At 71.0% G+C, this 26,573-nt stretch carries 24 protein-coding genes and 1 tRNA gene; 9 read left to right on the forward strand and 16 right to left on the reverse strand.

Features of this window, described 5'->3' with window-relative positions; all coding sequences use genetic code 11:
* The first annotated feature begins 526 nt into the window (after positions 1-526).
* A tRNA-Gly gene (locus ACN20J_RS23655) sits at positions 527-600 on the forward strand.
* A 78-nt stretch (positions 601-678) separates the two neighbouring features.
* On the opposite strand, the gene ACN20J_RS23660 is transcribed toward ACN20J_RS23655, so the two are convergent.
* The 3 genes from ACN20J_RS23660 to ACN20J_RS23670 all read right to left on the reverse strand — a co-directional run bounded on the left by ACN20J_RS23660 (position 679) and on the right by ACN20J_RS23670 (position 2,293).
* Positions 679-1,134, reverse strand: a complete 456-nt coding sequence (locus ACN20J_RS23660; protein WP_419666713.1) for a hypothetical protein — start codon at positions 1,132-1,134, stop codon at positions 679-681.
* Between the two features lie 213 nt (positions 1,135-1,347).
* Entirely contained in the window at positions 1,348-1,668 is a 321-nt protein-coding gene (locus ACN20J_RS23665) for a carboxymuconolactone decarboxylase family protein (protein WP_055611039.1), read from the reverse strand.
* Positions 1,669-1,825: 157 nt separating this feature from the next.
* Complete coding sequence (locus tag ACN20J_RS23670; protein WP_419666714.1) at positions 1,826-2,293, reverse strand: DUF1877 family protein; 468 nt, start codon at positions 2,291-2,293, stop codon at positions 1,826-1,828.
* A 423-nt stretch (positions 2,294-2,716) separates the two neighbouring features.
* On the opposite strand from ACN20J_RS23670, the gene ACN20J_RS23675 reads away from it, so the two are divergent.
* Together ACN20J_RS23675 and ACN20J_RS23680 are read left to right on the forward strand one after the other, a co-directional pair.
* Positions 2,717-3,349, forward strand: coding sequence for an RNA polymerase sigma factor (locus tag ACN20J_RS23675; protein WP_190230486.1), 633 nt, complete (start codon positions 2,717-2,719; stop codon positions 3,347-3,349).
* An 89-nt stretch (positions 3,350-3,438) separates the two neighbouring features.
* The gene (locus ACN20J_RS23680; RefSeq protein WP_419666715.1) at positions 3,439-4,236 is read left to right on the forward strand and encodes a hypothetical protein; all 798 of its coding nucleotides are present in this window, start codon (positions 3,439-3,441) and stop codon (positions 4,234-4,236) included.
* 146 nt (positions 4,237-4,382) lie between these two features.
* On the opposite strand, the gene ACN20J_RS23685 is transcribed toward ACN20J_RS23680, so the two are convergent.
* The 4 genes from ACN20J_RS23685 to ACN20J_RS23700 all read right to left on the reverse strand — a co-directional run bounded on the left by ACN20J_RS23685 (position 4,383) and on the right by ACN20J_RS23700 (position 8,592).
* Positions 4,383-5,486, reverse strand: coding sequence for an aldose 1-epimerase (locus ACN20J_RS23685; RefSeq protein ID WP_419666716.1), 1,104 nt, complete (start codon positions 5,484-5,486; stop codon positions 4,383-4,385).
* 14 nt (positions 5,487-5,500) lie between these two features.
* Positions 5,501-6,295, reverse strand: a complete 795-nt coding sequence (locus ACN20J_RS23690; protein ID WP_189844021.1) for an ATP-binding cassette domain-containing protein — start codon at positions 6,293-6,295, stop codon at positions 5,501-5,503.
* Positions 6,292-7,329, reverse strand: coding sequence for an ABC transporter permease (locus tag ACN20J_RS23695; RefSeq protein ID WP_189844020.1), 1,038 nt, complete (start codon positions 7,327-7,329; stop codon positions 6,292-6,294). The genes ACN20J_RS23690 and ACN20J_RS23695 overlap by 4 nt, the downstream gene beginning before the upstream one ends.
* A 144-nt stretch (positions 7,330-7,473) precedes the next feature.
* A complete protein-coding gene (locus tag ACN20J_RS23700; RefSeq protein WP_190230483.1) occupies positions 7,474-8,592 on the reverse strand; it encodes a substrate-binding domain-containing protein in 1,119 nt (372 codons plus the stop codon).
* Positions 8,593-8,740: 148 nt separating this feature from the next.
* Between ACN20J_RS23700 and ACN20J_RS23705 the strand changes: the two genes are divergently transcribed.
* Positions 8,741-9,823, forward strand: a complete 1,083-nt coding sequence (locus tag ACN20J_RS23705) for a LacI family DNA-binding transcriptional regulator (RefSeq protein WP_419666717.1) — start codon at positions 8,741-8,743, stop codon at positions 9,821-9,823.
* Positions 9,824-9,917: 94 nt separating this feature from the next.
* Here the strand turns inward: ACN20J_RS23705 and ACN20J_RS23710 are convergent, their stop codons facing one another.
* Positions 9,918-10,784 (reverse strand): helix-turn-helix transcriptional regulator, encoded by an 867-nt coding sequence (locus tag ACN20J_RS23710; protein ID WP_361992002.1) that lies wholly within the window; start codon positions 10,782-10,784, stop codon positions 9,918-9,920.
* A gap of 151 nt (positions 10,785-10,935) precedes the next feature.
* Between ACN20J_RS23710 and ACN20J_RS23715 the strand changes: the two genes are divergently transcribed.
* Positions 10,936-11,895, forward strand: coding sequence for an NADP-dependent oxidoreductase (locus tag ACN20J_RS23715; protein ID WP_419666718.1), 960 nt, complete (start codon positions 10,936-10,938; stop codon positions 11,893-11,895).
* Positions 11,896-11,931: 36 nt separating this feature from the next.
* Here ACN20J_RS23715 and ACN20J_RS23720 read toward each other — a convergent pair whose 3' ends face one another.
* Positions 11,932-13,086, reverse strand: coding sequence for a hypothetical protein (locus ACN20J_RS23720; RefSeq protein WP_419666719.1), 1,155 nt, complete (start codon positions 13,084-13,086; stop codon positions 11,932-11,934).
* A gap of 101 nt (positions 13,087-13,187) precedes the next feature.
* Here ACN20J_RS23720 and ACN20J_RS23725 point away from each other — a divergent pair, with 101 nt between their 5' ends.
* The gene (locus ACN20J_RS23725; protein ID WP_419666720.1) at positions 13,188-14,783 is read left to right on the forward strand and encodes a fused MFS/spermidine synthase; all 1,596 of its coding nucleotides are present in this window, start codon (positions 13,188-13,190) and stop codon (positions 14,781-14,783) included.
* Positions 14,784-14,814: 31 nt separating this feature from the next.
* Here the strand turns inward: ACN20J_RS23725 and ACN20J_RS23730 are convergent, their stop codons facing one another.
* Positions 14,815-15,576 (reverse strand): DeoR/GlpR family DNA-binding transcription regulator, encoded by a 762-nt coding sequence (locus ACN20J_RS23730; RefSeq protein ID WP_419666721.1) that lies wholly within the window; start codon positions 15,574-15,576, stop codon positions 14,815-14,817.
* Positions 15,577-15,665: 89 nt separating this feature from the next.
* Here ACN20J_RS23730 and ACN20J_RS23735 point away from each other — a divergent pair, with 89 nt between their 5' ends.
* Entirely contained in the window at positions 15,666-16,940 is a 1,275-nt protein-coding gene (locus tag ACN20J_RS23735) for an MFS transporter (protein ID WP_419666722.1), read from the forward strand.
* Positions 16,941-17,022: 82 nt separating this feature from the next.
* Complete coding sequence (locus tag ACN20J_RS23740) at positions 17,023-17,661, forward strand: HAD-IA family hydrolase (RefSeq protein WP_419666723.1); 639 nt, start codon at positions 17,023-17,025, stop codon at positions 17,659-17,661.
* A 38-nt stretch (positions 17,662-17,699) separates the two neighbouring features.
* Here ACN20J_RS23740 and ACN20J_RS23745 read toward each other — a convergent pair whose 3' ends face one another.
* Entirely contained in the window at positions 17,700-18,482 is a 783-nt protein-coding gene (locus ACN20J_RS23745) for an FHA domain-containing protein (RefSeq protein ID WP_213089924.1), read from the reverse strand.
* A 76-nt stretch (positions 18,483-18,558) separates the two neighbouring features.
* The gene (locus tag ACN20J_RS23750) at positions 18,559-20,517 is read right to left on the reverse strand and encodes a serine/threonine-protein kinase (RefSeq protein WP_361917393.1); all 1,959 of its coding nucleotides are present in this window, start codon (positions 20,515-20,517) and stop codon (positions 18,559-18,561) included.
* 422 nt (positions 20,518-20,939) lie between these two features.
* Here ACN20J_RS23750 and ACN20J_RS23755 point away from each other — a divergent pair, with 422 nt between their 5' ends.
* Entirely contained in the window at positions 20,940-21,770 is an 831-nt protein-coding gene (locus ACN20J_RS23755) for a hypothetical protein (RefSeq protein WP_190230474.1), read from the forward strand.
* Between the two features lie 279 nt (positions 21,771-22,049).
* On the opposite strand, the gene ACN20J_RS23760 is transcribed toward ACN20J_RS23755, so the two are convergent.
* From ACN20J_RS23760 to murJ, 4 genes are read right to left on the reverse strand one after another with little or no spacing between them, the layout of a single operon-like run.
* Positions 22,050-22,706, reverse strand: a complete 657-nt coding sequence (locus tag ACN20J_RS23760) for a hypothetical protein (protein ID WP_419666724.1) — start codon at positions 22,704-22,706, stop codon at positions 22,050-22,052.
* On the reverse strand, positions 22,703-24,175 hold the full coding sequence (locus ACN20J_RS23765; protein ID WP_419666725.1) for an ATP-binding protein: 1,473 nt from the start codon (positions 24,173-24,175) through the stop codon (positions 22,703-22,705). The genes ACN20J_RS23760 and ACN20J_RS23765 overlap by 4 nt, the downstream gene beginning before the upstream one ends.
* Positions 24,172-24,855 carry a response regulator transcription factor gene (locus tag ACN20J_RS23770; protein WP_055611447.1) on the reverse strand — a complete coding sequence of 228 codons (684 nt, stop codon included), beginning with the start codon at positions 24,853-24,855 and terminating at the stop codon, positions 24,172-24,174. Before ACN20J_RS23770 ends, ACN20J_RS23765 begins: the two co-directional genes overlap by 4 nt.
* 47 nt (positions 24,856-24,902) lie before the next feature.
* A complete protein-coding gene (murJ, locus tag ACN20J_RS23775) occupies positions 24,903-26,516 on the reverse strand; it encodes a murein biosynthesis integral membrane protein MurJ (RefSeq protein WP_419666726.1) in 1,614 nt (537 codons plus the stop codon).
* Between the last annotated feature and the right edge of the window lie 57 nt (positions 26,517-26,573).

Here is a 26,573-nt window from a genome sequence, read left to right on the forward strand (position 1 = left end):
ACCACAATCCGGTGATCGTGGCGGACCCGGGCGACTACGAACAAGGCGAACGCGCGGCACCCGGCACTGCGTACCGCGCGCTTCGCGCACTCAGTGCTTCTGATACTCCACAGGTACGACATTGCGGAGCCGGGCACAGCGTGGGCAACGGATCAGCCGGCCGGGGCCGAGCCGATCGGCCTGCTGCATCGGAAGCGAGGCGGTGCTGAACACGTGCCCTTCGGCACAACGGACGACGGTGCTGCGTTCCATCAAGTCCCCAGAGTCCCTTCCCCAAGAGCCAAGTCTGCCTGACGAGGAAGCGTCACATTACGGGACGAAGCGGACGACCCTCCAGGCGGCACTCCGATCCCGCGCAGCCCCTCTTCAACCCCTCCACCGTACGCCCCAACTCCCGCGCCCCGCAGCCCCGTCCACCCCCCGAAACAGCACCGGGCCCCACGGCTTCAGCGCCGGGGGCCTGGCATGAGGTATGGTGATTCCGCGTTTCCGACACCGGTCCAAACCGTCCGAACCGGCGTCTTTCGCGGGTGTAGTTTAGTGGTAGAACATCAGCTTCCCAAGCTGAGAGTGCGAGTTCGATTCTCGTCACCCGCTCCACGCAAAACCCCCAGGTCATTGACCCGGGGGTTCTTTGTTGTCCAGGCCATTCAATTCAATGGATGGAGGATGCCGGCACTAGTACCGCACCGCCCGCGCCACTTCCGTCTTCACCTCGCCCGACAGTTCGCGGTTGCTGCGGGCCGTCGCCGTGCCGGTCTTGTCTGCGGCCACGCCAGACACGGTGACGACGACCACGTCGAGCCGGTTGCCGCTGGTGTCGGTGAAGTCGACCTGGACCGCGAAGGACTTGGAGGAATTCGTGGTGTTGGCGGCGGTGATCTCGACGGTCGCCCGGCCGTCGTTGTCCTTGCCCGGTTCGGCAAGCTTCACATCGGACTTCACGTCCACGCCGCTCTTGATCTCGTCCAGCTCGCGGCCCGCTTTCGCCGTCGCCGACGCGAAAGCCGACGAGGCGGCCTCGCCGGCGGCCGACGACACCGAAGAGGGAGTGCCGTCGTCCGAGCAACCGGTGAGCACGGCGGCGCAGCAACCCACCGCCGTCAACAGCAGCAGGCCCTTGGGGCGGGGCATTTTGCCCTCCTGGTGGTTCAGCGGGCAGAGGCCGACGACTCCAGTGAAGGGATGATCGCGTCCGTCCGCATTCCGGGTAACCCGCACGAGTCAGTCGCTGCGGGTGCCGCGCTCACCAGGACCGACCGGGCCGCCGACGCGCCCCGTCGCTGCGCCGCGGCTGTGGACGGCGGGACATCGGACGCGCGGTGACCGCTGGGTGTCTGTCCCTTCTCAGCCCCTGGCCTCGGCGTCGGCGACCGCGATCGCGACACCCAGCGCCTCGGCGATGTTGCCCGCCGCCGTCATCACTCGCGCTGTGCCCACGATGGGGGCGATGGCAACCAGGACATCCTGCAGCTGAGCGGCGGTCAGGTCGGCCCTGAGGGCTGGGTCGATGTGGGCGAGGTAGGAGATGGGGGGCGCGTCCGAGGCCGCGAGCGCGGCAATGCGAGTGAGGATGAGGGTGTCCGGGGGGAGACCGCAGCGCTCAAGAGAGTCGACGGTCATGGCGGCGAGGGTGTCCAGGACAGGGGTGTCGGATGCTGTGGACATGCCGGGTGGCCTCCTTCAGGCGCTGACGGCGCCAGGACGGGGTGTGGCCGAGGCGGACAGAACGGGCATCCGCCGGCGCCACGCTCTGCTTCAACCGTAGAAGCGTTCCGGGCAGGACGCGCGGGGAGCCGGACCGCATCCACCGAGCCCGCGTGCTTCAGGTCGGCAGCCACTTCACCACCGCATCCCCGCGCGCGGCCGTCCGCGTGTAGAACTCCGTCAGCTCCCGATGCGCCGCCGCGAAAACGCCCCGCGTGTCGGGCTCCGCGGTGACGCCGCCGTAGCGCGGCAGCAGTTCGTCGCGGGCGAAGACCCACAGCGCGTCGAAGTCGGCCATCGTCAGGAACCTGGCCACCCGGTGCGCCTGGCCCGCCGTCAGCACCAGGAACGGCGGTTTGTACCGATCGGGGTGGAACACCGGCCGACCGCCGAGCACCACCTGGGCCTGAGGTCGGTCCTCCGCGCGGTGCGGGGGATCGCCGGTGTAGAGGCGTTCCTGGTCCAGATATCGCTTGTCCAGCACATCCCCGCGGTGCCGGTCGACGCGGTGCCGGACGGTGTCCGAGTCGTCCCCGAACAGCCGTTCCAGCCAGGTCGCGCTGTTGCGCAGTGCCGGGGGCGGCACCGCTCGCAAAGGAAAGTAGAGGCTCATCACAGAGGGAGCGCACGGGGACGCCGGAGCGTCACTCCGCCCGGCGCACGCCGCGTTCCGGGAGTGGTCTTGGCACCGATGTCCGGCCTGGCGATCACCCATCACCGATCACCGGATTCGCCGGGCGTCGCTGAGCCGCAACGCCGTCCGGCCCGGCGTACGGATCGGCGTACGGATCGGCTCAACGTCCTTACGTCGCCGTTTCCTTGGGGCCGGCGACGGCCCTCGCGGCTTCGCCACCCACGCGGCAGGCGCTCCGACGACCACGTGAGGGACGCGTGATGCGTTGTGACACTTCCGTGAGAACGCGCGCTGGTCTCAATGGGGCCGTCGATGCCAACGGGGCTCGTCGGACGGAACGGACTCGCTTTGAACCAGGTGCGAACGAGGACAGTCTTGGGCCAGGCACGGCAATCCCGCCGCGTACAGACGTACGACGGGGAATTGGGCGCGGCAGTCGCGCGGGCCCAGGACGGGGACGAGACCGCCTTCGCGGTCGCCTACCGGATCGTGCAGCCGGGCCTGCTCGGGTATCTGCGCGGATTCGTCGGCGAGGACGCGGAGGACGTGGCGTCCGACGCCTGGCTGGAGATCGCCCGTGACCTCGCACGGTTCAAGGGTGACGGGGCCGGTTTCCGCGGCTGGACGGCGACCATCGCCCGGCACCGGGCACTGGACCATCTGCGCCGCCAGCGCGTGCGGCCCCGGTCGGGAGGGACCGAACAGGACGTACTGAACCTGCCCGGCCCGCACACCACCCATGACGAGGCACTGGAGACCCTCTCCACCGAGCGGGCCCTGGAACTGGTCCGCGGACTGCCGAAGGACCAGGCCGAGGCCGTGCTCCTTCGAGTCGTCGTCGGCCTGGACGGTACTGCCGCCGCGCGCGTCCTCGGCAAGCGCCCCGGAGCGGTGCGCACCGCCGCCCACCGGGGTCTGAAACGCCTCGCCCATCAGTTGGGCGTCGGGTTCCAGGCGGCAGAGGGTGTGACGGATGAGGCGTCCCGGACGCTGGGGGAGTCGAAGTGAACGACGCCCGCGGCAGTGGGCCGGCGGACAGGCAGCAGGGCCCGGAACGCCAGGTGAATCGAACATGTCGGACAGGAACGGAAGCGGACATGGGTGAACGGCTGAGCGGCGACGGAGTGCCGGGCCGTCGATGTGTGCACCCTGACGACGCGGTGTCCGCCCCGTGGGACGTGTGTGACGACACGGCGCTGGAGACGGTACTGGCCGCCGTCCTGCGCGGAGGCGATGTCGCCCCCGAAGCCGAGCGGCGGGCCGTGGCCGCCTTCCGGGCCGCCCGCGGCGCGGGCGGGCATCGGGAGCGTACCCGGCGCCGGGACGACTGGCGGCTGCCCGCGGAGCGGCGAACCGGGCGCCCTGTGAAGACGACGTTCGCCGCCGTGTTCGCCAGCCTCGCCCTGGGCGGTGTCGCGGTCGCGGCCATCGGGTCGGCCGGCTCGTCCACGGGCGGCGCCGGTGCCGACCGGAAGACCGCGCACCCCTCGGTGTCCGCCCCGGCCCGGCCGAGTGGTGAGACCTCGTCGGCTTCCTCGGGCGGCGGACCGAAGGACGGCCCGGCCGCCGCCCAGGACACCGAGGCCCACTGCCGCGCCTACGAGCACGTCAAGGACCGCGGCAAGGCGCTCGACTCGACGGCCTGGCAGCAACTCGTCGCGGCGGCGGGCGGCGAGGGCAAGGTCGCCGCGTACTGCGCCGAGCGGCTGGCGCGGGCGACAGCCGCACCGGGCAGGTCCGGCGGCACGGGCAAACCCGGCGAGGGCGCCGCGGACGCCGGCACGGGCACGGCGGGCAACACCGGCACGTCGGGCAACGGGAATCCCGGCAACGACGCCGGTGGCGCGGAAAACGGGGCCGGCAACGGCAAGGCAAGCGGCGGGAAGGGCGAATAGCCGCCGCGTACGGAAGCTGAGAGTGCGAGTTCGATTCTCGTCACCCGCTCCAACACGAACCCCCAGGCCATGGGCCCGGGGGTTGTTTGTTGTCCGGGCGTGGCAGCGACCACCCGGATGCGGTTCGGCCTTGCGGCCGAGCCGTGTCAGGGCCGGTACGTGACGCCGAAGCGGAATTCACGTTGGCGGCCGGGCTCCAGGGAGAGGGCGGTGGCAAGTTCGGGGCGGTTGAAGGCGTCGGTCGTCGTCTCGACCGGTTCCAGGGCGATGGAGGCGCGCCGGTCGCGGGCCAGGGTGTCGCCGGTGAAGACGTGCAGGTAGCCGCCGTGCTGCCAGATCCGTAGTTCGGCACCGGTCGCGGGGTCGCTCAGTACCGTCTCGGTCCGGCCGTCGGGGCCGGGTGCCAGGTCCGCGAAGCAGGCATCGATGACGGCGTCGCCGAGCTTCCTGGGCGTCCGGAAGTCCAGGTCGGGGCAGCGGTCCAGGGGCAGCAGGGCCTCCTTTCCGGGCAGGGGGATGAGGGAGGCGTCGGTGCGGATCAGGGTGTGGGCGGGGATCTGGAGGACCAGGTCGTCGATGGGGCGGGAGAGGGTGAAGTAGGGGTGCCAGCCCGACGCGTAGGGGGCGGTGGTCTCGCCCACGTTCGTCGCCCGGATCTCGATGGCGAGTTCGCGGTGGCCGATCGCGTACTCCACGTCGAGGTCGAGCGCGAACGGGTAGCCGGCGTAACGGCCCGGTCTGATGCTCGTGCTGCGCAGCCGCAGGCGCGCCGAGTCGGCCGTCATGGTGGCACCGACCAGCCGGAACGGCGCTTCGCGCGCGAAGCCGTGGTAGATCGTGCGGTCCCCGACGCCGCCGGGCAGCAGGTCGTGGTCGCGGCCGTCGTGGTGGTAGCGGCCGTCTGCGACGCGGTTGGGGAACGGGGCGAGCAGGCCCGCCCGTACGCCGTCCTGTGACAGCAGCTCCGTCTCGTCGCGGTAGCCGTCCGTCAGCTCCGTCAGCTCCGTCAGTTCCGTTGGTTCGGCCAGTTCGGCCAGCTCCGGCGGCTCCGGCGGCTCCGGCGGCTCTGTTCGCTCCGCCGGTTCCGTTCGTTCCCTCCGTTGTCCGGTCGTTCCCCGTGTGACCTGCCAGCTCAGCAGTGTCGCCCCGCGCAGGGCGAGGACGGCGCGGGTTCGGCCGTCCGGTGCGGAGACGGTCACGGTGGGTTCCTCGCCCAGGAGGCCTTCTGCGATCTCGTACGTGTCGGCCATCCCGTCCCTGCCTCTCAGCCGGCTTCCGGGACGAGCTTCTTCGCGCCGGTCATGATGGCCACCGCGTCCTCCATGGAGTGCGACCGCGGGGTGATGACCCCGGCGCAGCCGCCCAGGCGCTGGATGTGGATGCGGTCGGCGACATCGAAGACGTTGGGCATGTTGTGGCTGATCAGGATGATGCCGAGGCCCTGGTCGCGCAGGTCTCGTACGAGCTTGAGCACCTGGCCGGTCTCGCGGACGCCGAGGGCGGCGGTGGGTTCGTCGAGGATGACGACCCGGCCGCCGAAGATCGCCGTCCGGGCGACGGCCACCGACTGCCGCTGGCCGCCGGAGAGCGTCTCCACCGCCTGGTTGATGTTCTGCAGGGTGCCGATGCCCAGCCGCTTGATGTGGTCGGACGCCTGACGCTTCATCTCGCCGGTGTCGAGCATGCGGAACACCGAGCCGAGCACACCCTTGCGGCGGATCTCGCGCGCGAGGAACAGGTTGCTGGCGATGTCCAGCGCCGGGGCCACGGCGAGGGTCTGGTAGACCGTCTCGATGCCGGCCTCGCGGGCGTCCTGCGGGCGCTTGAAGTTCACCTCGGAGCCGTCGACCAGGATGCTGCCCCGGTCCGGGACAAGGGCTCCGGAGAGGCACTTGATCAGGGTGGACTTGCCGGCGCCGTTGTCGCCGATGACGGCGAGGACCTCGCCGGGGTAGAGGGTGAGGTCGACGTCGTTCAGGCCGATGACCCGGCCGAAGACCTTGACCAGGCCCTTGGCCTCGAGAACGGGGGCGGTGGCAGGGGTGCTGGCGGGCGTCACGACTTCACACTCCGGATCCACTGGTCGACGGAGACAGCGGCGATGACCAGGACGCCGACTGCGAGGACTTGGTAGTTGGGGTCGATCCCGGCCAGTGCCAGACCGTTGACGAAGACCTGCACGATGAGCGCGCCGATCAGCGAGCCGATCACCACGCCGCGTCCGCCGAACAGGCTGGTGCCGCCGATGACGACGGCGGTGATGGACTGCAGGTTGGCGTTGAGGCCGCTGTTGGGGTCACCGCCGCCGACCCGGCCGACCAGGATCCAGGCGCCCACCGCGATGGCGAACCCGCCGACCACGTAGGCGCTCAGCAGCACCCGGTTGACGGAGATGCCGGCCAGCCGGGAGGCCTCGATGTCGTCACCGACGGCGTACAGGTGACGGCCCCAGGCGGTGTAGCGCAGCGCGTAGCCGATCACCACGTACAGGGCGATCATCAGCAGGACGCCGTTGGTCAGGTTCAACTGCCCGATGGACACGGTCTCGCCGCTCCACATGAGAATGTTGCCCGGCTGCAGGGAGACGGTCTGGCCCTTGGCGTAGATGAGCGTGATCGCGGTGAAGATGCTGAGGGTGCCGAGCGTGACGATGAACGGTGGCAGCTTGATCCTGGTCACCAGCAGCCCGTTGACGGCCTGTGCGGCAACGGCGACGGCCGCCCCCGCGAGCAGGGCCAGCACGCCCGGCAGACCGTTGTCCGCGACGAGCTTCGACATCAGCAGCGAGGAGAGCACCATGACCGCGCCGATGGACAGGTCGATGCCGGCCGTGAGGATGATGACGGTCTGGCCGACCGCCAACGAGCCGATGACGGCCGTCTGCTGCGCGACCAACGACAGGTTCTGCAACGCGTAGAAGCGGTCGTTGACCAGGGAGAACACGATGGCGGCGAGCACCAGCACGATCGCCGGGCTGAGCGCCGGCTGACGGTGCAGCACCGACTGGATGCGCTGGGCCGGTGTGGCGGGCCGGTTGAGGAACTCCTCCGCCGGTGCCGGTGTTGCCTGACTACTGTCCACGTGGGTGGTCACAGGGGGTGGTCCTTCCGGTTCTTTCCCTAGTGCGGACCTTCGTACGGGCCTTCGCGCAGGCCGTCGTACGGGCTCAGGGGCTCATGGCCATGTGGTGCGGGTGTGCCGCCGGTGCCGTACCTGCGGCACACCCGGCCGGCCGGGTCAGCTGCCCCAGCAGGCGGAAGCGGCCTGCGACGGGGACTGGACCTTCAGACCCCCGATGGACTTGGCGGCGACCAGCGCGGTGCCGGTGTCGTAGAACGACTTCCCGTTGGTCACGCTGGGCTTGCTGCCGCCGCGGGCCAGCTTCGCGATGGAGCTGACGCCGAGCGCCGCCATCTTGCCCGGGTACTGCACGGCGTCGGCGGCGAACTTGCCGCTGGTGACGTTCTTCAGGCCCGAGCAGCTGCCGTCGATCGCGTAGATCGCGACGCCCTTCTCCTTGCCCGCCGCCTTCAGCGCGTTGTACGCGCCCTCGCCCGCCGGCTCGTTGATGGCGTAGACCACGTTGATGTCCGGGTTGGCCGACAGACAGTTCTCCATCGCGGTGCGTCCGCCGTCGATGGCGCCCTGGGTCGGCTGGTGGCAGGCGATCGTGTACGTACCGCCCTTGCCGCCGGTGTACTTCCCGGTCTTGGCCTCCTTGCCGTTCTCGGTCTTGCTGCCCGGGTCGATGCCCATGCCCTTCAGGAAGCCGTGGTCGCGGTCGATGTCCACGGAGACGACCTGGTTGTTGAACAGGTCGAGCATGGCGATGACCGCGGGCTTGCCGTCCAGGGCCGCCGCCGCGTACTCGCCGTCGAGCCTGCCCGCCTGCTCGTTGTCGGTGGCGTAGGTGATGTCCGCGACGCTCGCGGGGTTGGGCGCGGTGTCCAGGGCGATCACGAAGAGGCCGGCCTGCTTGGCGCGCTTCAGCGCGGTGTTCACCGCGTCGCCGTTGGTGGTGATCAGGATGCCCTTGTCGCCGCGCGAGACGGCGTTGTCGATGGCGGTGATCTGGGTCTGGGTGTCGCCGTCCGACGTGCCCGCCGCCACGGTGAGGCTCACCTTGTCCTTGGCGGCCTGCGTCTTGGCGTCCTTCTCCATGCTCACGAAGTACGGGTTGCTCAGTGTCTTCAGGATCAGTGACACACCCACCTTCTCGCTGCCGGACGAGGTGGAGCTTCCGTCGGAGGAGCCGCAGGCCGCGAGAGTGACGCCGAGGCACATGGTGATGGCGATCGCTGCCGCCCGGGTGCGCCGACCGTGAAGGCCCGACGCCTGGCTGGAGGAGAGGTTCATGACGTGATCCCTTTCGAGCCGTCCCTTGGTCGACGCTGAGACAACGTTGACTCGACGGGATACTGGGCCCGTATGGACGAGCGCGTCAAGACACTGGTAGACATGCTTGGGCAACGAGTAGGTAACGCGTAAACAAGTGGAGACAACGATGACTCTGGGCGAGCCGCCGCCCCGGTCCCCCCGCAACCGCCCCACCATGCGTGAGGTGGCGGCACTGGCCGGCGTCGCCATCAAGACGGTCTCGCGCGTGGTCAACGAGGTGCCCACCGTCGATCCGGCCATCGCCGCCCGGGTGCGTGACGCGGCCGACAAACTGGGCTACCGGCCCAACCTGACCGCCAGCAGCCTGCGCCGCGGGGACGGCCGGACGGCCACGATCGGGATGCTCGTCGAGGACTCGGCGAACCCCTTCTCGGCGGCCCTGACCCGCACCGTCGAGAACGTGGCACGCGAGCGCGGAGTGCTCGTGCTGGTCGGAAGCCTCGACGAGGACCCGGCCCGGGAGCGGGAGCTGGCCCGGGCCCTCATCGACCGGCGGGTCGACGGCCTGGTGATCGTACCGGCCGGCCGCGACCACAGCTATCTGATCAGCGAGCAGCGCTCGGGCACCTGCATGGTCTTCGTCGACCGCGAGCCCAGCCTGCTCGACGCGGACACCGTCGTCTCCGACAACCGGCAGGGCGCCCTCACCGCCGTCAACCACCTGCTGAAGGCGGGCCACCGCCGCATCGCCTACCTCGGCGACCGGGCGACCATCCCCACCGCCGCCCAGCGCTTCGACGGTTACCGGCACGCCCTGGAGGTCGCGCACCTCGAGTACGACGACGAGATCGTCCGGCACACAGGGGCCAGCGAGGAATCCGCCATCGCCGCGACCGAGCGGCTGCTGGCGCTGCCGAACCCGCCCACCGCGCTGTTCACCAGCCAGAACCTGGTCACCATCGGGGCCGTACGGGCGCTGCGCGCACTCGGTCTGCAGGACACCGTCGCCCACCTGGGCTTCGACGACTTCCCCCTGGCCGACCTCCTCAGCCCGGGGATCTCCGTCATCGCGCAGGACGTCGAGCAGTTGGGCAGGACGGCCGCCGAGATGCTCTTCCGCAGACTGGACGGCGACCAGTCACCCACCCGCACGGTCACCATTGCGACCCGGCTGGTCGAGCGGGGATCCGGCGAGATCGTGACCGGGGTATCCGGCGACGTCACGACCGGGGGACCTCGCCAGGGCTGAGGCATACCCCCTGGTCAACGAGGAACAGGTGTCTGCCGGCCCGGGCGTACTTCATGGTCACCGAAGAACAGGCGTCTGCGGGCCCGGGCGTACTTCATGGCCGTCGCGCGGCGCCCAGCCGGTCGGCGAGCAGTTGGTCGGCGAGCAGTTGGAGTCTCTCGGCATCGGGGCTGTCCTCGGCGGCGGTGCAGACCATGAGGACGGGGCCGGGGTTGCCCGGTATCGGGTAGGCGTCCCAGTCCAGGTTCAGTTCGCCGACCTGGGGGTGGTCGAGGCGCATCTGGCCGCGGGTCGGTTCCTCGACGTCGTGGAGGGCCCACAGCGCCGCGAACTCGTCGCTGCGGACGGCGAGTCCACCCACCAGCTCGACCGCGCGCGGATGGCCGGGATCGGCGGCGACCTGCGTCCGCAGCATCCCGATCAGCTCCGCGACGGTGGCCGCCCGGTTCGGGCACGCCCGGTCGGCCTCGGGGCTCAGGAACAGCGCCAGCAGGTTCCGCTCCCGCTGCGGCTGCCGGGTGAACTCCCCCAACAGGGCGCCGCCGAGCGGGTTCCAGGCCAGCACGTCCAGGAAACGGCCGACGACCAGAGCGGGCGAGGGCATCGTACGCAGCAGTCGCAGCGTGGTGTCCGGTACCTCCTCCGGCTCGTACGAACGCGGCAGGCGGGTGGGGGTACGTGCGGCGGCGGCGAGGCTGTGCAGGTGGCGGGTCTCCTCGGCGGAGAAGTTGAGGGCGCGGGCGACGGCGTCGAGGACCTGTTCGGAAGGCCGTACGTCGCGTCCCTGCTCCATGCGCTGGTAGTAGTCCGAACTCACCCCGGCCAGCAGCGCCAGTTCCTCCCGCCGCAGCCCGGCGACGCGCCGCCGCGGGCCGGGCTCCAGGCCGACGTCCTGCGGGCGCAGCCGAGTTCGGCGGGTGCGCAGGAACTCGGCGAGTTCGCGTCGGGGGTCGTCGCCCATGGCGTGGGAGGGGTCGGTCACTGCGCCAGTATGCGGCCGGCGCGGCCCGCGAGGGTGGGTCTGCCGGACCCAGGAAAAGGAGAACGACCGTGATGCCGCGTGCGGGGTCCAGCATCGGACACGCCACAGCCGGTCACGGAAGGACAGCGACATGAAGGCCGTTCAGATCATGAGTTTCGGTACGGCGGACGTACTGCGGATCAATGACGTGGACCGTCCCGCTCCCGGTGCGGGTGAGGTGCTGGTGTCGGTGGAGGCGACCAGCGTGAACGGACACGATGTGATCGTCCGCGCGGGCGAATTGAAGATGGTGTCGGGACGCCGCTTCCCCATCGGTGTGGGACTGGACTTCGCGGGCACCGTCGCCGCGACCGGCGCCGGTGTCGAGGGCCACCGGGTCGGGGACCGGGTGTGGGGCATGGTGCATCCCCGGCAGAGGCACTCCGTCGCCGGGGCGGCCGAGTACGTCGTGGTCTCCGCGAACCGGATCGCGCAGGCCCCGGCGGATCTCTCGTCGGTCGACGCGGCCTCCCTGGTGGTCGCGGGCGCCACGGCGCTGATCGCGCTGCGCGACAGCGTGCGCCTCACGGACGGGGAACGGGTCCTCGTGCGGGGCGCGGCCGGCGGAGTCGGCACGGCCGCGGTCCAGTTGGCGCACGCCATGGGCGGCCATGTGACCGCCCTGGCCCGCGACCGGCACGCCGAGCTCCTGACCGACCTCGGCGCCGACGAGGTCCTGGACCACGGCTCCACCACCTCGGACGGGATCGGCCCCTTCGACGTCATCGTGGACACCGTCGGCTCGGAACTGAACTGCTACCGGAGCCGGTTGGCCAAGGGCGGCCGGATGGTCACCGTCGGACTGTCCGCGTCGGCGCTGGCCGCAATCGCCGCGTCGAGCGTCCACGGCTCCCGCCGCATCCGCACCTTCAGCGCCAACCCCGAAACCCCCCTGCTGCGCGACGTGGCCGACCTCGTCACATCGGGCTCGCTGCGCCCGGTGGTCGACAGCGTGTACCCACTCGCGGACATCGCCGCGGCACACCAGGCGTTCGAGCGGGGCGGCGTCGCGGGCAAGCATGTGGTGACGGTGCCGTGCGGCTCCGTCTGACGGGGGACGGTGGGCGGGGTGTGGTGGGCACCAGGTTTACTGGCGGCCGTGACCGCCGACGAGTTGCTGAATCGCCGACAGAATCCCCTCCACGGCAGTGGGCTCGGAGGCGAGGGCGGCCAGGGAGACGGACGGCCAGCCGTTGTAGCCCTTCGCAGGCAGAGCCTCCAGCCTCTCCGCCAGGCCGGGGAGAGTTGGCAGGGAGGCCGCGAACGCCGCTGCCCGCTCGTGGCCGAGGTGATAGGTGATCGAGCCGAAGGCGAAGGAGAGGTCGTCCTTCGCCGGGTCGTCGCGCAGGGAGAGCGTCGCGACCGGTACGTCCCGTCCGGAGGCGCGGTAGTACATGCGCATGCTCCGGTACTTGGCCGTCCCGCACTCGAGCCGCCCCTCGGCCGCAGCGTGATCGAGCAGCGCGGTCGCGGTTCGCCGTACGTCCAGGTCGGGGCGCGACGCGATCGCCGCGTCCATGTCGGCCCGGGTCGTCCGCTGCGCAGCGCGGTGGCCCGAGGGGGACTTCGCCACGGTGGCGACCTCGCCGTGCACGCGGGGGACGAGGACACGGAGGTCCCCGCCGCCGCGGTACTGGGTCAACTCGACCGCGTACACCTCGGTCTGACGCAACTGGCGGTTCAGGAACTCGACGATCGCCCGCAGCTCCAGCGGAATCTGGTCGGCGACGAACAGCAGCCGCATCTGCCCGGCGGCCAACCGCTCCTCGACCGTCGTCCAGAACTCCTCCGCGGACCGGTCGCCCTGGTCGCCAAGGAGTTCGCCGTACGCCTCTTCCAGCGATCGGCCGTCCTTGACACAGGTGTCCTCGAAGGAACGCCGCAGCAGTGCGGCCGGCCAGTAACGGGCGGCGTTCGCCGCGTAGTCCAGCATCTGGCCGACGACCTCACGCCGGATCCGGGTGTCCGTGGCCCGCTTGACCTCCACCAGCGTCGGCACGCCGTCGGCGTCGACGAAGAGATGGTCAAGCCAGTACGCCGGGGCACTCTCCGTGCTCGTCGGCACCCCCATCTCCCGTGCCACCAGCACCAGTCGCAGCGGCCGGCCATCGGCCAGCGAGCCGAAGTCCAGCACCCGAGGATGACGCGCGAGCAGTTCCTGGAACTCCGCCTCGGTCTCGAACCCGGCCCGCTCCAGGGCCTGCAGTTCCTCGCCGAGGACGAACACCGGCTGGTTCGTCATGTGATCCCACCCCCGTGATCCGACTCCCACGATGATTGCAGCTTCCTGCTGCCGTTCCACCATGCCGTTCGGTCGGTGGGGCGCGTGCGAGGATGTCGTTCGTGACCGGATCGTCGTCCTCGTCTGTTGCCGAGGGACCGTCTCGTAGTCAGGGTCTGGGTCCCCGTGCCGCTGCCGCGCTCGTGTTCGGGTCCTCGGCCGCGGTTCTGGTGGTGGAGATCGTCGCTCTGCGGCTGCTGGCTCCCTATCTCGGGCTCACTCTTGAGACCAGCACGATGGTGATCGGTATCGCCCTCACGGCGATCGCCCTCGGGTCGTGGCTGGGTGGGGTCGTTGCCGACCAGGTCGATCCGCGTCGGCTCATAGGGCCCTCGCTCGGGGTGTCGGGAGCGGTCGTGGCGCTCACCCCCGCCGTGCTGCGCACCAGTGCGGAGTGGGCACCGGCGGTGCTCCTGCTGATCGCGGCGCTGACCATACTCGTGCCGGGCGCGCTGCTCTCCGCGGTGACGCCGATCGTGACGAAGCTGCGGCTCACCAGCCTCGCCGAGACCGGAACCGTGGTCGGCCGGCTGTCCGGTGTCGGTACCGTCGGCGCCATCTTCGGGACCGTCCTCACCGGCTTCGTCCTCGTGTCGCGGTTGTCGGTCAGCGGCATTCTGATCGGCCTCGGAACACTGCTGGTGGCCGGCGCGGCGCTGGTCGAGTGGCGGGCGCGCGGGTGGAGCGGCACCCCTGCCCTCACCCTCGTGGTCGTCGCCGGCGGCCTCGCCACCACGGTCGCGCCCGGTGCCTGCGACACGGAGACCAAGTACCACTGCGCCCGGGTCGTCGCCGACCCCGACCGGGACGGCGGCCGGACCCTCGTTCTGGACGGCCTGCGGCACTCGTACGTCGACATCGACGACCCGACCTTCCTGGAGTTCGCGTACGTACGCGCCATCGCGTCGGTGGTCGATGCCGCCTTTCCCGAGGGTGAGCCACTCGTCGCCCACCACCTGGGCGGCGGCGGGCTCACCTTTCCCCGCTACCTCGCCGCCACCCGGCCCGGGACGCGCAGCCTTGTGTCCGAGATCGACAGCGGGGTCGTACGCATCAACCGCGAGCGACTCGGTCTGGGACCGGGCGCCGGTATCGACGTACGCGCCGAGGACGGCAGGCTCGGTCTGCGGCGGCTGGACGACGGCAGTCGTGACCTCGTCGTCGGCGACGCCTTCGGGGGCGTCAGCGTGCCGTGGCACCTCACCACGGCGGAGGCGATGACGGACGTACGGCGGGTGCTCGACGAGGACGGCCTGTACGTCGCCAACCTCATCGACCACGGCGGTATGGACTTCGCCCGTGCCGAAGTGGCCACCCTCAGCGAGACGTTCGAGCATGTGGCCGTCGTCGGCGAACCCGCCGACATCGGCCTCGCCCCGGCCCCCGGCACGTCCGAGGGCGGCAATCTGGTGGTGCTCGCCTCCGACCGGCCGGTCGACCTGCGCGCGGCCCAGGAAGCGCTGGACTCCCGGCAGACCGGCTGGAAGACCTCCACCGGCAACGACCTCGCCTCCTGGATCGGCGATGCCCAACTGCTCACCGACGACTACGCACCCGTCGACCAGCTCCTCCAGCCCTCCAGCACACGCGACACACGGAGCGGCCGCAGCAGCAGCCGCAGTCTGAACTCCCCTACTTCGCGGGTCGGTTCGCGGTAGGCGTCGAGGCGCCGGTTGCGTCCACGTCCTGTCAGACGGTTCTGACGACCATGCCAGTGCCTTCGAGGGCCGTGATCTCGTCGGCCGGGGCCGCCGTGTCGGTGACGAGCGTGTGCAGGAGGGTGGCGGGGCCGACGTGGGCGTAGGCGGTGTGGCCGAGTTTGGTGCCGTCGGCGGCGACGATGACGCGGCGGGTGGAGGCGATGGCGGCCTTCTTCACGGCCGCGTCGTCGAGGTCGTACGCGGTCAGGCCGTCGGCCGCGCTCAGGCCGCAGCAGCCCATGACGGCGGTGTCGAAGCGCAGAGCCGACAGGGACGTGAGGGTGAGAGGGCCGGTGAGGGCTCCCTCGGCGGCCCGCGGCTGACCGCCGGGGACCATGAGCGTGGCCGTGCGCGGGGCCTCGCCCAGTACGTGGATGGCCTGCAAGGACAGGGGCATCACCGTGACCGGGCGCCGGCGCAGCAGGTGGGCGAGCTCCAGGCAGGTGGTGCCGCTGTCGAGGAGGACCGTCTCGCCGTCGGCGATGAGTGAGGACACCTCGGCCGCGATGCGGCGCTTGGCCTCGACGCCCTCGTGGGCACGCAGCGCGAAAGGCGGCTCCTGACCTCTGAGCAGCAGGGTGCGCGCGCCGCCGCGGACGCGCTCGAGGACGCCTTGCGCGGCGAGCGCGTCGAGGTCGCGCCGGATGGTCATCTCGGAGGCGCCGGTCAGGTCGACGAGTTCCTGGACCGTGATCCTTCCCGACTCCCTGACGGCCTGCGCGATCATCCCGTGCCGGTCTGTGCTGCTCATGACGCGATTGAACACCACCCGAAACGAACATTCAATGTGTGCGAAGCGACAGTGTTCAATCGAGCCAGATGTTCGTTACGGTTGGTTTCATGAACGCACCGCTTCGAGCCGCCCGCGTAGCGACCTTCGTCTACTTCAGTCTCTGCGGCACCCTGATGGGCACCTGGGTGGTGAACATCCCCGCCATCGAGGAGCGCGTGGGCATCAGTCACGCGACGCTCGGGGGGCTGCTGGTGCTGCTGGGGCTGGGGGCCTTCGTCGGTATGCAGGTGGCCGGGCGTCTGACCGACTCTCTCGGGGCGCGCGTCGTCGTCCCCACCACCGGCGTGCTGTGCAGCGCGGCCCTGGTGCTGCCCGGCCTTCCCCAGGACCCGTGGACGCTCGCAGCTGCCCTGATGGTCTTCGGGTTCTGCAACGGCTGCCTGGACGTGAGCATGAACGCCCACGCCGTGCACGTGGAGAAGGCGTACGGCCGGCCCGTCATGTCCGCCTTCCACGCCACGTTCTCGGTCGGCGGCGTCCTCGCCGCGCTCGTCGGAGCGGCTGCGGCGAGCGCCGCCCTGAGCCCTGCGGCGGGCATGGCCGCGATGGGAGCGCTGGGTGTCGTGGTTGCCCTGGTGTCGGCACGGGCGCTGCTGCCGGCGGGGCCCGCCGCTGCCGACGCCGACTCTGCGAGGGATGCCTACTCCGCTGGGGAGGCCCACTCGGCTGAGGATGCCTACTCCGCTGAGGAGGCGGCTCCTACGGGGAAGGCCGGGCAGGCATCGGCCGCCGCGCGCCGCGGCACCAGCGGGCGCATCTGGATCCTCGCCGCCCTCGCCCTGATGGTCATGCTCTGCGAGGGAGCCGCCAACGACTGGAGCGCGCTGCACCTGAAGGACGTCCTCGGCGCGCCCGCGAGCACCGCCGCCTTCGCGTACGGCACCTTCGCGGCGACCATGACCATCGGCAGGCTGCTCGCCGACCGCCTAGTCGCCCGGTTCGGGTCCATGGCGATCCTGCGCCACGGCGCGGCGACGGCCGCCGTCGGCATCGCGATCGTGACCGTCTCACCGTGGATGTGGGCCGCGTTCGCGGGGTGGGCGCTGTTCGGACTGGGGCTGTCCGGCTGTGTCCCGCAGCTGTTCAGCGCGGCCGGGCACGCCGACCCCGCCGCCGCGGGGGCCAATGTCTCCCGCGTCGCCGGGCTCGGCTACGTCGGCATGCTCGCCGGCCCCGCCGTCATCGGCTGGCTGACCCACTTCACCGCCCTGAACCACACCTTCGTACTGCTGATCCTGCTGTGCGCGATCACCGCGGTGGCCGCCGGGATCCTGCGCACCGATTCCGACCGCACGCGCGAGCCGGCCCACGGCAGCCTCTGACCGCCTGTGCGGCACGGCTCACTCCGTGCCGCACAGGCTCTCCCTCTCGCCCCGGCCGTCAGAACCCGGAGGAACCCTCACCATGCCCACCGACCGACACATCGTGCTGTTCGACCTCTTCGGGGTCATCGCCCGCCACCAACGCCCGGGCGCCCTGGCCAAGATGGCCGCCCGCTGTCACGCACCCACCGAAGCCTTCACCACGGCCTACTGGGCCTGCCGCCCGCCCTACGACGCCGGCCGGCAGTCCGCGCCCGAGTACTGGACCGCCGTACTGCGATCGCTCTCCGTCGACGCCGACGCCGACGCCGACACGATCGAGGAACTGCGCCTGGCCGACATCGACAGCTGGTCGCGCGTCGACAACCGGATGGTCGCCTACGTCCAGTCCCTCCACGCCGTCACCGAGGTCGCCCTGCTGTCCAACATCCCCTCGGACCACGCGGACGCCTTCCTCGCCGCCCAGCCCTGGCTGCACACGCTGGACCACGTCGCCTTCTCCGGAAAGATCAAGGCGGCCAAGCCGTCCCCGGCGGCCTTCCATCACTGCGCCATCGCCATGCAAGCCGCCCCGGCCGACTTCCTCTTCGTCGACGACCGCGAGGAGAACGTACGCGCCGCACAGGCCGTGGGCATGAACGGCCACGTCTTCACCGACCGCGACGAACTGGCGGCCGCCATCGACACCTGGTTGCCCGCTCGACGGCCCACGTGGAAATGACGGAAACGACACCTGACATGAGACACCGTGAGCACGCGTCACGCGGCGTCGATCAGCGCCAGGTCCATCGGTACGAGCGTCGTCGACGTCAGCAGTGCCCGGATCAGGTTGTCGTTGAGTGCGTTGCCCACCGGCTCGCCGAGTTCCTCGCGGGTCAGCCAGGGGACTCCGTCGCGGGACAGGCGGGTGCGTACGCCGTTGACCAGGTGTTCGACGCGTTTGTCGGTCCAGCCCGCGTGCGGCTGGGACTCGGCAAGTTCGGCGGCGGTCTGTCGCCAGGTCAGGGGCTGCGGCCGGGGCTCGTGGAGAAGGTACCGCCGGCCCAGGACGACGAGGGCGAGCTTCTCCTGCTCAGTCAGGATCCACACCCGGGGCGGGCGGGTGACGTCACCGTGCCGCGGCTGTGGCCGTTCGCCCTCGGGGCCGGTGACGAAGACCTCCAGCAGGTGCTCGCGGCCACGTGAACCGCCCACGAACAGCGGGGTGTAGCCGGTGTCGAGCGGCAACGGCTCCTCGCCCCGGAACAGCAGGCGGGCCCCGGCGCAGCGGATCGGCAGCCGCCCGGCGTTGCTCACCCACCAGCGGCCGTCCCGGTGGGTGAGCGTGCCCTGGTGGCGGCTGAGCTGGGGGTCGTCCTCGCCGAGACAGACATGCACCTCGGGCCGGTTGCGGCCGAACAGGACCTCGCGCCCGTCCCCGGGGCCCAGCGTCATGCCGCCGGTCAGCGCGAGCGCGAAGAGGGTGCCGGGCAGCGGCGCGGACGCGCCCCGGGCGAGGCTCCCGTGGGTGGCGGGCAGGAACCGGCCGCCCGGAGCGGGCATTCCCCGCCCGCCCGGGTGTCGCTCCCCCGGCCGTCGGTCGCCCGGCCGTCTCCGTGCCATTCCCGGCTCGGTCATGTCACGCCCCCGGCAGTCGCTTCGCGATGTTCCGTACGACGACTCCCGCGAACTCCGTTGCGCTGTCGCACAGTTGGCCGGACGACTGCGGGGCGTACACGGTCAGCTGGAAGTGTTCGGTGGTGGGGTCGCCGACCGAGTTCCGGTACGTGCGGTGCGGAGTCCGTACGGTGCAGCTGTCGTCCTCGGCCTCGTCCGCGATGACGTAGCTCTTCGTGCCGGCGACGTTCACCGGCTTTCCGTCGTCGGCGTCCAGGGAGTTGTCCCGGCTGAACTGGATCTCCACCGCACGTTCGCCGTCGTCGCTCGACCAGTCGCAGCTCCAGGAACCGAAGCCGCCGTCGCGGTTGTCCACCTTGACGCCGGGAAGCCGCTTGAGCTCCTTGGCGTCGAGCAGCGCGCAGGCGTCGAGCCGGGCCAGGGAGTTCTTGGCCGGCGGCGACGAACGGCGGGGGACCGGGCCCTCGGCCAGCACGCCGACGACACGGTCGGAGGCGGCGTCGGCCAGCTGGCACGGGTCGGGTGCCACCTTGTTGAGCTGCTTCCCGATGACGCGGATCTGCTTGCCGTCGGTGGTCAGGACGGCCCGTTCGCAGGCGTTGCCGTCACGCTTGAGCGTCACGACCGTGAGGCTGCCGACCAGGCGGGTGGAGAGGACGTCGTCGAAATCGTCCCGGTCCGAGTCGAGGTTCACCTCGACGTCCGCGTTGTCGTCACCGCTGTTGTTGCGCACCAGGACGTCGCAGCGGTCGATCTCCCCGTAGTCGGGGTCCAGTTCCGTACCGCCGAAGCGGCTCAGCGAGGCCGCGCCGAGCAGCCCGCAGGGGTCCGCCGTCCGCTCGTCGCCGATGGCACCGGCCCGCGCCGCGACCGGCGGTTTCGCATCGGTACGACCGTCCTTGTCACCCTCGTCCCACGGGCCGAAGAGTACGAGCCCGGCCGTGATCGCGCCCGCCGCGACCAGTGCCACCGCCGCGATCACCAGAGGGCGGTGACGGCGTCGGCGTACGGGCCGTGGCGGCTGAAGCATGAACGGCGTGAAGTCCCCCGGGCGGCGCAGGAGTCGCGGCAGCCGGAGCGTGCGGGACGCGAGATCCCCGCGACCGCCCTCCGTACCGCTGTCGTGCAACTGCTCCTGTATGTGCGGGGGCGGGGGTGCCGCGCGTGTCAGCAGCTGCTGCGCCCTGGCGGCGTCGGGCCGGCGCCGCGGCTCCACCTCAAGGAGGGCGGTGAGCGGCTCGTCGAGCGGGCCGGCCCGGTGCGCGGGCTCGATGTGTCCCTCGACGGCCCGGGCCAGGTACGCCATGAGGTGTTCGGCCTCCCCGTACGGCGACCGGCCCTCGACCGCCGCGAACAGGGAGGCGCCCAGGGAGAACACGTCGGACTTCTCGCCCGCGGGCTGCCCCTTGGCCAACTCCGGGGCCAGATAACGGGGTTTGCCCCGCACGATGCCCGTCGTGCTGTGGGTGACGTCGCTCCACAGGGCCCGCGAGATCCCGAAGTCGGTCAGTCTCGCGATGCCCTCGTCGGTGACGAGGATGTTCTCCGGCGTCACATCGCCGTGCACCACACCCTCGTTGTGGGACTTCGCCAGCGCCGCCGCGATCTGGCAGCCGATCGATCCGGCCTCCTCGGGCGTGAGCGGGCCGCTCTCCGTCACGATCTGGGCGAGGCTGCGCGAGGGGACGTACTCCATGATGATCCAGCAGGTGGCGCCCTCGTCGACGAAGTCGAAGACGCCCACGATGTTCGGGTGGTGCAGCCGCCCGGCGTTGCGCGCCTCGCCCATGAGCCGGCGCGTGGCCCGGTCGTCGTCCAGGCGGGCGCACTTGACGGCGACCCGCCGCTCCAGCCGCTCGTCCCAGGCCAGCCAGACGACGCCCATCCCGCCTCTGCCGATGGGCTCCCGCAAGAGATACCGGTCGGCGATCCTGTCCCCGGCCTCCGGCGTCACCAGCACCGCGCCACCCCTCGCCCCACCCACAACTGTCCGCCCTGCCAGGTCACGGAGTGTACTCAGCCCGAACTTGGCAGTGATCCGCTTCACCGGACTTCGCGCGGACCCGCCCAGAATCCCCACAGCGCGCCGGGTTCACGGACCGGCGGGGGGAGCACACGGCCGCTCGCCCCGGTCCTCACCGGCGCCCGTCACCAGCCCGCCGTCGACCGCCACCGGTCGCCACCAGCCGCCGCCACCAACAGCTCCAACTCGCTTTCGCAGCCTGTGTGTTGCTGTGTCACGACTGTGTGACCGCGCTGTTCTGAAGCGAGGACAGGCGTGACCTGTGGGGCCCGGGAGGCCTCATATTGATCACAGAGCGGGAAACGGCGGATGCGCCACCGGCTCCCAGCTGCCCCCGCCTCCGGAAGGAACCCCCCGTGATGAACCGCCGCCTGCGCCAGGCCATCGTCGCCACCGCCGCCCTCACCGCCGGTCTGCTGATGACGGCATGCCAGAACGGGACCGACAGCAGCTCGTCCGGCAAGAGCCCCAAGGGCTCCGCGAGCCCGGTGGCCGCGGACAAGGCCTCGGACTCCAAGAACGCCAAGAACTCCAAGGGCGTCAGCGGCTCGTTCAAGAACGGCAAGGTCACCTATCTCGCCCCGGGCAAGTACATCGTGTCCGTACCGGGCAAGGAGGACCAGCAGTTCTGGGTCGCCGACGACACCGAGGTCTACGGCGTCGGCACGATATGCGGCGAGGCCGGTTCCAAGGTGGACGCGCCGTGCACCCTGGACCAGTTGGAGGCGGCCCTCAAGAAGGGTGCCGTGAACGCCGACGTGGAGATGAAGAACGGCGTCGCGACCCTGGTGAGCGAGCGCCGTGCCGCCCAGCAGGACACCGGCTCCGGTTCGGATTCCGGCTCCTCCGGGTCGGACTCCGACTCGTCCTCCGGCCGCGACGAGTCGGTCGTCGAGGGCGTCAACAAGGGCAAGGGCGTCAACGGAACCTGGTTCGGCAACGTCTCCTACCTGGCGCCGGGCAAGTACACCGTCTCCGACATGAAGGGCACCGAGCAGCAGTTCCTCGTCGCCGACGACACCAAGATCATGGGCTACGACGACATCTGCGACGCCGTGAACACCGGGCCCGGCGGCGAGGGCGGCGTCGAGTGCACCGAGGCCCAGCTGGAGGCTGCCGCCAAGAAGGGCTTCTCCGCCGAGGTCGAGATCAGCAACGGCATCGCGACCACCATCACCGACGACCACTGAGCCGCGGGCGCCGACCGGAACCCACCGGCACCGAGTGACGAGGTCGCCGGTCGCCGGTCGCCGGTCGCCGGCCCACCCCGGTTCGGGACGAAGAGGTTCAACCCTCCTTGTCCGTACAGACGTGCCAGACTTCCGCGGGTGCCCTGCTCGTCGCATGGGGCGGGTTCGAGCGTCCATCGTTGACAGCGGTCGGAATCGGGCTTGTCGCCTTGGGCCACGTGGTGAAGCCGACCTCGTGACCGGTGGGGAGCCCGTCGACCGGCCCCGTGTGACACGTCCTCAGCCGGTCGCGGCCGACGGCGTGGGCCGTGCCCCGGTCTCAGTCCCCGTGGGTACGTCGCCGGTGTCGGCGGTGCTGCCGGGAGCGAGTCCGCAGGTGCCGGATTTCGATGCGCCGTCCTGGCCCGTCAGTTCCACGACGACCTGGCCTTCGGCGTCCTGGCTGTAGGCGATCGTGCAGGTCAGCTGGCGTAGAGCGGTGGTGTCCAGTCCCTCCAGAAAGAAGGGCAGGAGGGTCGCTACCCTGCCGCCCGGGAGGAGTTCGACCTTGACGGACCCGCCGGGGAGGGCGGCGGGGAGGGACGTGCTCAGGCCGGCGGCCCGGTCTTCCTTCGCCGGACCGCCGAGCAGCGCCAGAACGGCCTTCTCCGTCGGAATCGGCTCAGCCGTGTCATCGGTGTTCTCCTCTCCGGCGCCCTCGACGTATCCGTCGAACACGGACGAGTCCGCGGGTGTCCGGATCACGGGGCTCAGCCCGCCGTCGGGGGAACGGAAGAACAGCAGTATTTCCTGGTTGCGGTCGAAGAAGGCCTGGAAGCTGGCAGGACCGCCCGCCTCGATGGCATCGGTCTCCTGGATACCGCAGCCACCGAGCAGGGGTACGACCGCCGCGAAGGCGACGCCCGCCGCACGTCGGCGCGTCCGCGCACGCCTCATCCGCAGGCCCCCTCCACGTGAAGCGGTATCTCGACGGCGAAGACGGCGCCGCCCTCGGGACGGTTCCCCGCATGGATCGTCCCGCCGTGCAGTTTCACGTTCTCCAGGGTGATCGCCAGTCCCAGGCCGCTGCCCGCCGAGCGGGTGCGGGCCGCGTCGGCCTTGTAGAAGCGGTCGAAGATGTGCGGGAGCACCGCGGGCTGAATGCCCGGCCCACTGTCCGCGACCTCCGTGATCAGCAGCACGGGTGAGCCCGGGGCGCCCGCCTCGGTGCGCAGGCGTACTGTCACAGGCGCTTCGCCGTGCTTCAGGGCGTTGCCGACGAGGTTGGCGATCACGACGTCGAAACGGCGCGGGTCGAGCCGGGCGCGGATGCCGTCGGGCAGTTCGGTGCGGACCCGGTCGTCGGTCCAGTGCCGGTTCTGCAGGGTGTTGCGGATGGCCTCGGCGACATCGACCTCGTCGGCGTTCAGCTCGGCCGCGCGGGCGTCGAAGCGGGAGATCTCCATCAGGTCCTCGACGAGCACGGCGAGCTTTCCGGTCTCCGCGCTGACCAGCCGGACCGCCCGGGCGGTGTCGGCGTCCAGGCCGTCCGCGTCCTCGTCGAGGACCTCGGTGACAGCGAGCATTCCGGCGAGGGGGGTACGCAGTTCGTGCGAGACGTCGGAGGCGAAGCGTCGGGCGCGTTCCTCGGCCTCGCGCAGTTCACGTACGGACCGCTCCAGTTGGCCCGTCGACTCGTTGAAGGTGCGCGCCAGGTCCGCCAGTTCGTCGCTGCCGCGCACCGCGATCCGGGTGTCGAGTCTGCCGCTGCCCATGCTCCGGGCCGCCTGGCGGAGTTCCCGCACCGGGCGCAGCACACTGCGCGCGGCGAGCAGGCCGGGTATCAGCGCGACGGCGAGGCCGGGCAGGGCGCCGTCCCGGGCGGCCATGAGGAGGGCGTCGATGGTGATCTGCTCGTCGGTCATCCGCATGACGGCGTAGAGGACGAGTCCGCTGGGCAGCACGCTGTCGGGGCTCGTCTTGAAGACGGTGGGCATGGCGATGGTCAGGTAGGGAACGCCGTCCTTGACGACCCGCTCGAAGGCGCCGCGGGGGTTGGCCCGCGCGGCGCTGCGCAGTTCGGGTGTGATGACGGTGGAGACGGGGTTCTCGCCCGAGGAGGCGCGGAGCGAACCGTACTCGGCGAACACCACCCAGGGGTGCGGCTTGCTCTTGCGGGCGAGGTCACGCAGGACGTCCTCCAAGCCCTCCCCCCGCACGGGCAGGCTGAAGCCCGTCAGCTGGACCTGCTCACGGAACGACGTGACCGCCGTGTCCTGGGCGGTCTTCAGCACCGCGGTGCGGGCCTCACGGTAGGTCAGGGCGGCCGTCGTACCGGCGCTGACGGCGGCGACCAGCAGGAAGGCGAACAACAGCCGCGTACGCAGCCCGAACACCCTGACCCGCGACCGCTCACCGCCGCTCACAGCGGCCCGAAGCGGTAGCCGAAGCCCCGCAGCGTCTGGACGTACCGGGGGCTGCCGACCTCGTCCTCGATCTTGCCGCGCAGCCGGGCGACACACGCGTCGACGAGTCGGGCGTCGGCGTGGAAGGTGTGCTCCCAGACGTGCTCCAGGAGTTGCTGCCTGCTGAACACCTGCTCGGGGGCGCCGGACAGGTGCAGCAGGAGCTTGAGCTCCGAGGGGGCGAGCGCGAGCCGCCGGCCGGCTTTGGTGACGGTCAGCCCGACCCGGTCGACGGTGAGTTCGCCGTACACCTCGATGGCCGGGCGGCCCGATCCGCTGTCGTCGATGCGGCGCAGTACGGCACGGATGCGGGCCTCGATCACCTCGGGGCGGGCGGGCTTGACGATGTAGTCGTCGGCACCGGCCTCCAGCCCGATGACCACGTCGAAGTCGTCGCCGCGCGCGGTGAGCATGATGATCGGCAGCTGGCTGTGGTCGCGGACCTGCCGGCAGACCTGTACGCCGTTCATGCCGGGCAGCATCAGGTCGAGGAGCAGCAGGTCGGGGCGGAACTCGGCCATCGCGGCGAGGCCCGCCTCGCCGGTCGCCGCCGCCCGTACCTCGTGGCCGCGGCGGCGCAGACCGAGTTCGACCCCCTCGCGTACGGAGGGGTCGTCCTCGATGAGGAGCACGCGGGGCATCGGCGGTTCTCCCTAGGTGATGTCAGGGGTGGTGGTCAGGGGGGTGGTCAGGTCCGGGTTCGTCTGCCGCGTACGCCGGAGAGCAGCGCGTCGAGTTCCGTGAGCCGCAGGGGGCGGGTGAGCAGGGCGAAGGTGAGGACGACGACAGCCGCCCCGGCAGTTGCAGCGGCCAGGGCCCCGGCCCGTACGGCACTCACGGCCGCGAGGTGGGCGAGCGCGGTGGCGGGGACCGCGGCGAGCAGCAGCCGCGCGTGCGCGCCGACGGCGGACGAGCGCAGGGGGCGGGCGACGGCGAGCCGGCGGCTCAGGACGAGGCCGGTCACCGCCCAGCCCACGCACAGCGCCAGGGAGTACGCCGCTGCCATGCCCGTCACCGCCCAGCGGGCCGGCAGCAGGTGTGCGGCGGCCAGGGACAGGCCCGCGTTGAGGGTGACGATCACGAGGTTGAGCAGGAACGGCGTACGGGTGTCGGAGAGCGCGTAGAAGGCGCGGGACAGGACGTACTGGCCGGACAGGGCGACGAGTCCCGGCGCGAAGGCCATCAGGATCCCGGCCATGGCGGCGGTGTCGTCGGCGCCGGTCCTGCCGTATCCGAAGACGAGGGCCATCACCGGCTGGGCGAGCGCGAACAGCGCGCAGGCGGCGGGGACGACGGCGGACGCGCAGACGCGCAGGGCGTGGGAGACGTCCCGGCGCACGGCGGCGGTGTCGCCGTCGGCGGCGGACGCGCTCATCCGGGGCATCAGCGCGGTCACCACGGAGACCGTGATGATGCCGTGCGGTACGACCCACAGGGCATAGGCGTTGTTGTACGCGCCGTATCCGGGGCCGCCGTCGAGGCCCGCGGTGGTGGCGAGGCGGGTGGTGACCCAGTACGCGGCCTGGTTGGCCAGGACCAGCAGCACCAGCCAGCCGGCCGCTCGCAGCGGGCGGGTCAGTCCGCTGCCGCGCCAGTCGAAGCGGGGCCGCCAGCGGAAACGGGCGGCGCGCAGCGCGGGGAGGAGGGCGAGGGCCTGGACGGCGATACCGGCGGTCGTGCCCCAGCCGAGGACAGCGGTCTCGGTCGCGGTGAGCGTGTCGCCGCCGCCCATGGCCAGCGCCAGATACAGCCCGAACACGGTCATGACGACAAGGTTGTTGAGGACCGGCGCCCACATCATCGCGCCGAACTTGCCGCGTGCGTTGAGGACTTGGCCAAGCAGTGTGAACAGGCCGAGGAAAAAGATCTGCGGCAGGCAGTAGCGGGCGAGTGCGGTGGTCATGGCCGCCTGCGGGCCGGTGTAGTCGGTGTACGCGTCGACGATCGCGGGGGCCGCCCACACCGCGGTCGCGGTGATCGCCAGCAGGGCGAGGACGCAGACGGTGACGAGCCGGTCGGTGTACGCGACACCCCCGTCGTCGTGCTCCTTGGCGGCCTTGACCAGCTCGGGCACGAAGACCGCGTTCAGCGCGCCGCCGAGGAGCAGCATGTAGACGATGGTGGGCAGGGCGTTGCCGACCGCGTACCCGTCGGCGGTCGGCCCGATGGTGCCGATCGCCGCCGCGACCACGGCGGAGCGGGCGAAGCCGGTGGCCCGCGAGACGATGGATCCGGCGGCCATGACGGCACTGCCGCGGGCCGTGGAGGCTGTTTTCGTCGGTCCCGCCGTCGCTTCCGCCATCGGTTCCGCTGTCGGTCCCGTGCTGCCCGCGCTGCCCGTGCCGGCCGGTGTCGTATG

The organism is Streptomyces sp. 2-1 (assembly GCF_048564895.1).
Classification (GTDB): Bacteria; Actinomycetota; Actinomycetes; order Streptomycetales; family Streptomycetaceae; genus Streptomyces; species Streptomyces phaeochromogenes.

Coding starts and splice junctions, on each gene's coding strand:
- ACN20J_RS23660 (WP_419666713.1), bottom strand. CDS start 1,134: ATGCCCCGCCCCAAGGGCCTGCTGCTGTTGACGGCGGTGGGTTGCTGC.
- ACN20J_RS23665 (WP_055611039.1), bottom strand. CDS start 1,668: ATGTCCACAGCATCCGACACCCCTGTCCTGGACACCCTCGCCGCCATG.
- ACN20J_RS23680 (WP_419666715.1), top strand. CDS start 3,439: ATGGGTGAACGGCTGAGCGGCGACGGAGTGCCGGGCCGTCGATGTGTG.
- ACN20J_RS23685 (WP_419666716.1), bottom strand. CDS start 5,486: ATGGCCGACACGTACGAGATCGCAGAAGGCCTCCTGGGCGAGGAACCC.
- ACN20J_RS23700 (WP_190230483.1), bottom strand. CDS start 8,592: ATGAACCTCTCCTCCAGCCAGGCGTCGGGCCTTCACGGTCGGCGCACC.
- ACN20J_RS23705 (WP_419666717.1), top strand. CDS start 8,741: ATGACTCTGGGCGAGCCGCCGCCCCGGTCCCCCCGCAACCGCCCCACC.
- ACN20J_RS23710 (WP_361992002.1), bottom strand. CDS start 10,784: ATGGGCGACGACCCCCGACGCGAACTCGCCGAGTTCCTGCGCACCCGC.
- ACN20J_RS23715 (WP_419666718.1), top strand. CDS start 10,936: ATGAAGGCCGTTCAGATCATGAGTTTCGGTACGGCGGACGTACTGCGG.
- ACN20J_RS23720 (WP_419666719.1), bottom strand. CDS start 13,086: ATGACGAACCAGCCGGTGTTCGTCCTCGGCGAGGAACTGCAGGCCCTG.
- ACN20J_RS23730 (WP_419666721.1), bottom strand. CDS start 15,576: ATGAGCAGCACAGACCGGCACGGGATGATCGCGCAGGCCGTCAGGGAG.
- ACN20J_RS23735 (WP_419666722.1), top strand. CDS start 15,666: ATGAACGCACCGCTTCGAGCCGCCCGCGTAGCGACCTTCGTCTACTTC.
- ACN20J_RS23740 (WP_419666723.1), top strand. CDS start 17,023: ATGCCCACCGACCGACACATCGTGCTGTTCGACCTCTTCGGGGTCATC.
- ACN20J_RS23745 (WP_213089924.1), bottom strand. CDS start 18,482: ATGCCCGCTCCGGGCGGCCGGTTCCTGCCCGCCACCCACGGGAGCCTC.
- ACN20J_RS23755 (WP_190230474.1), top strand. CDS start 20,940: ATGAACCGCCGCCTGCGCCAGGCCATCGTCGCCACCGCCGCCCTCACC.
- ACN20J_RS23760 (WP_419666724.1), bottom strand. CDS start 22,706: ATGAGGCGTGCGCGGACGCGCCGACGTGCGGCGGGCGTCGCCTTCGCG.
- ACN20J_RS23770 (WP_055611447.1), bottom strand. CDS start 24,855: ATGCCCCGCGTGCTCCTCATCGAGGACGACCCCTCCGTACGCGAGGGG.
- murJ (WP_419666726.1), bottom strand. CDS start 26,516: ATGGCGGAAGCGACGGCGGGACCGACGAAAACAGCCTCCACGGCCCGC.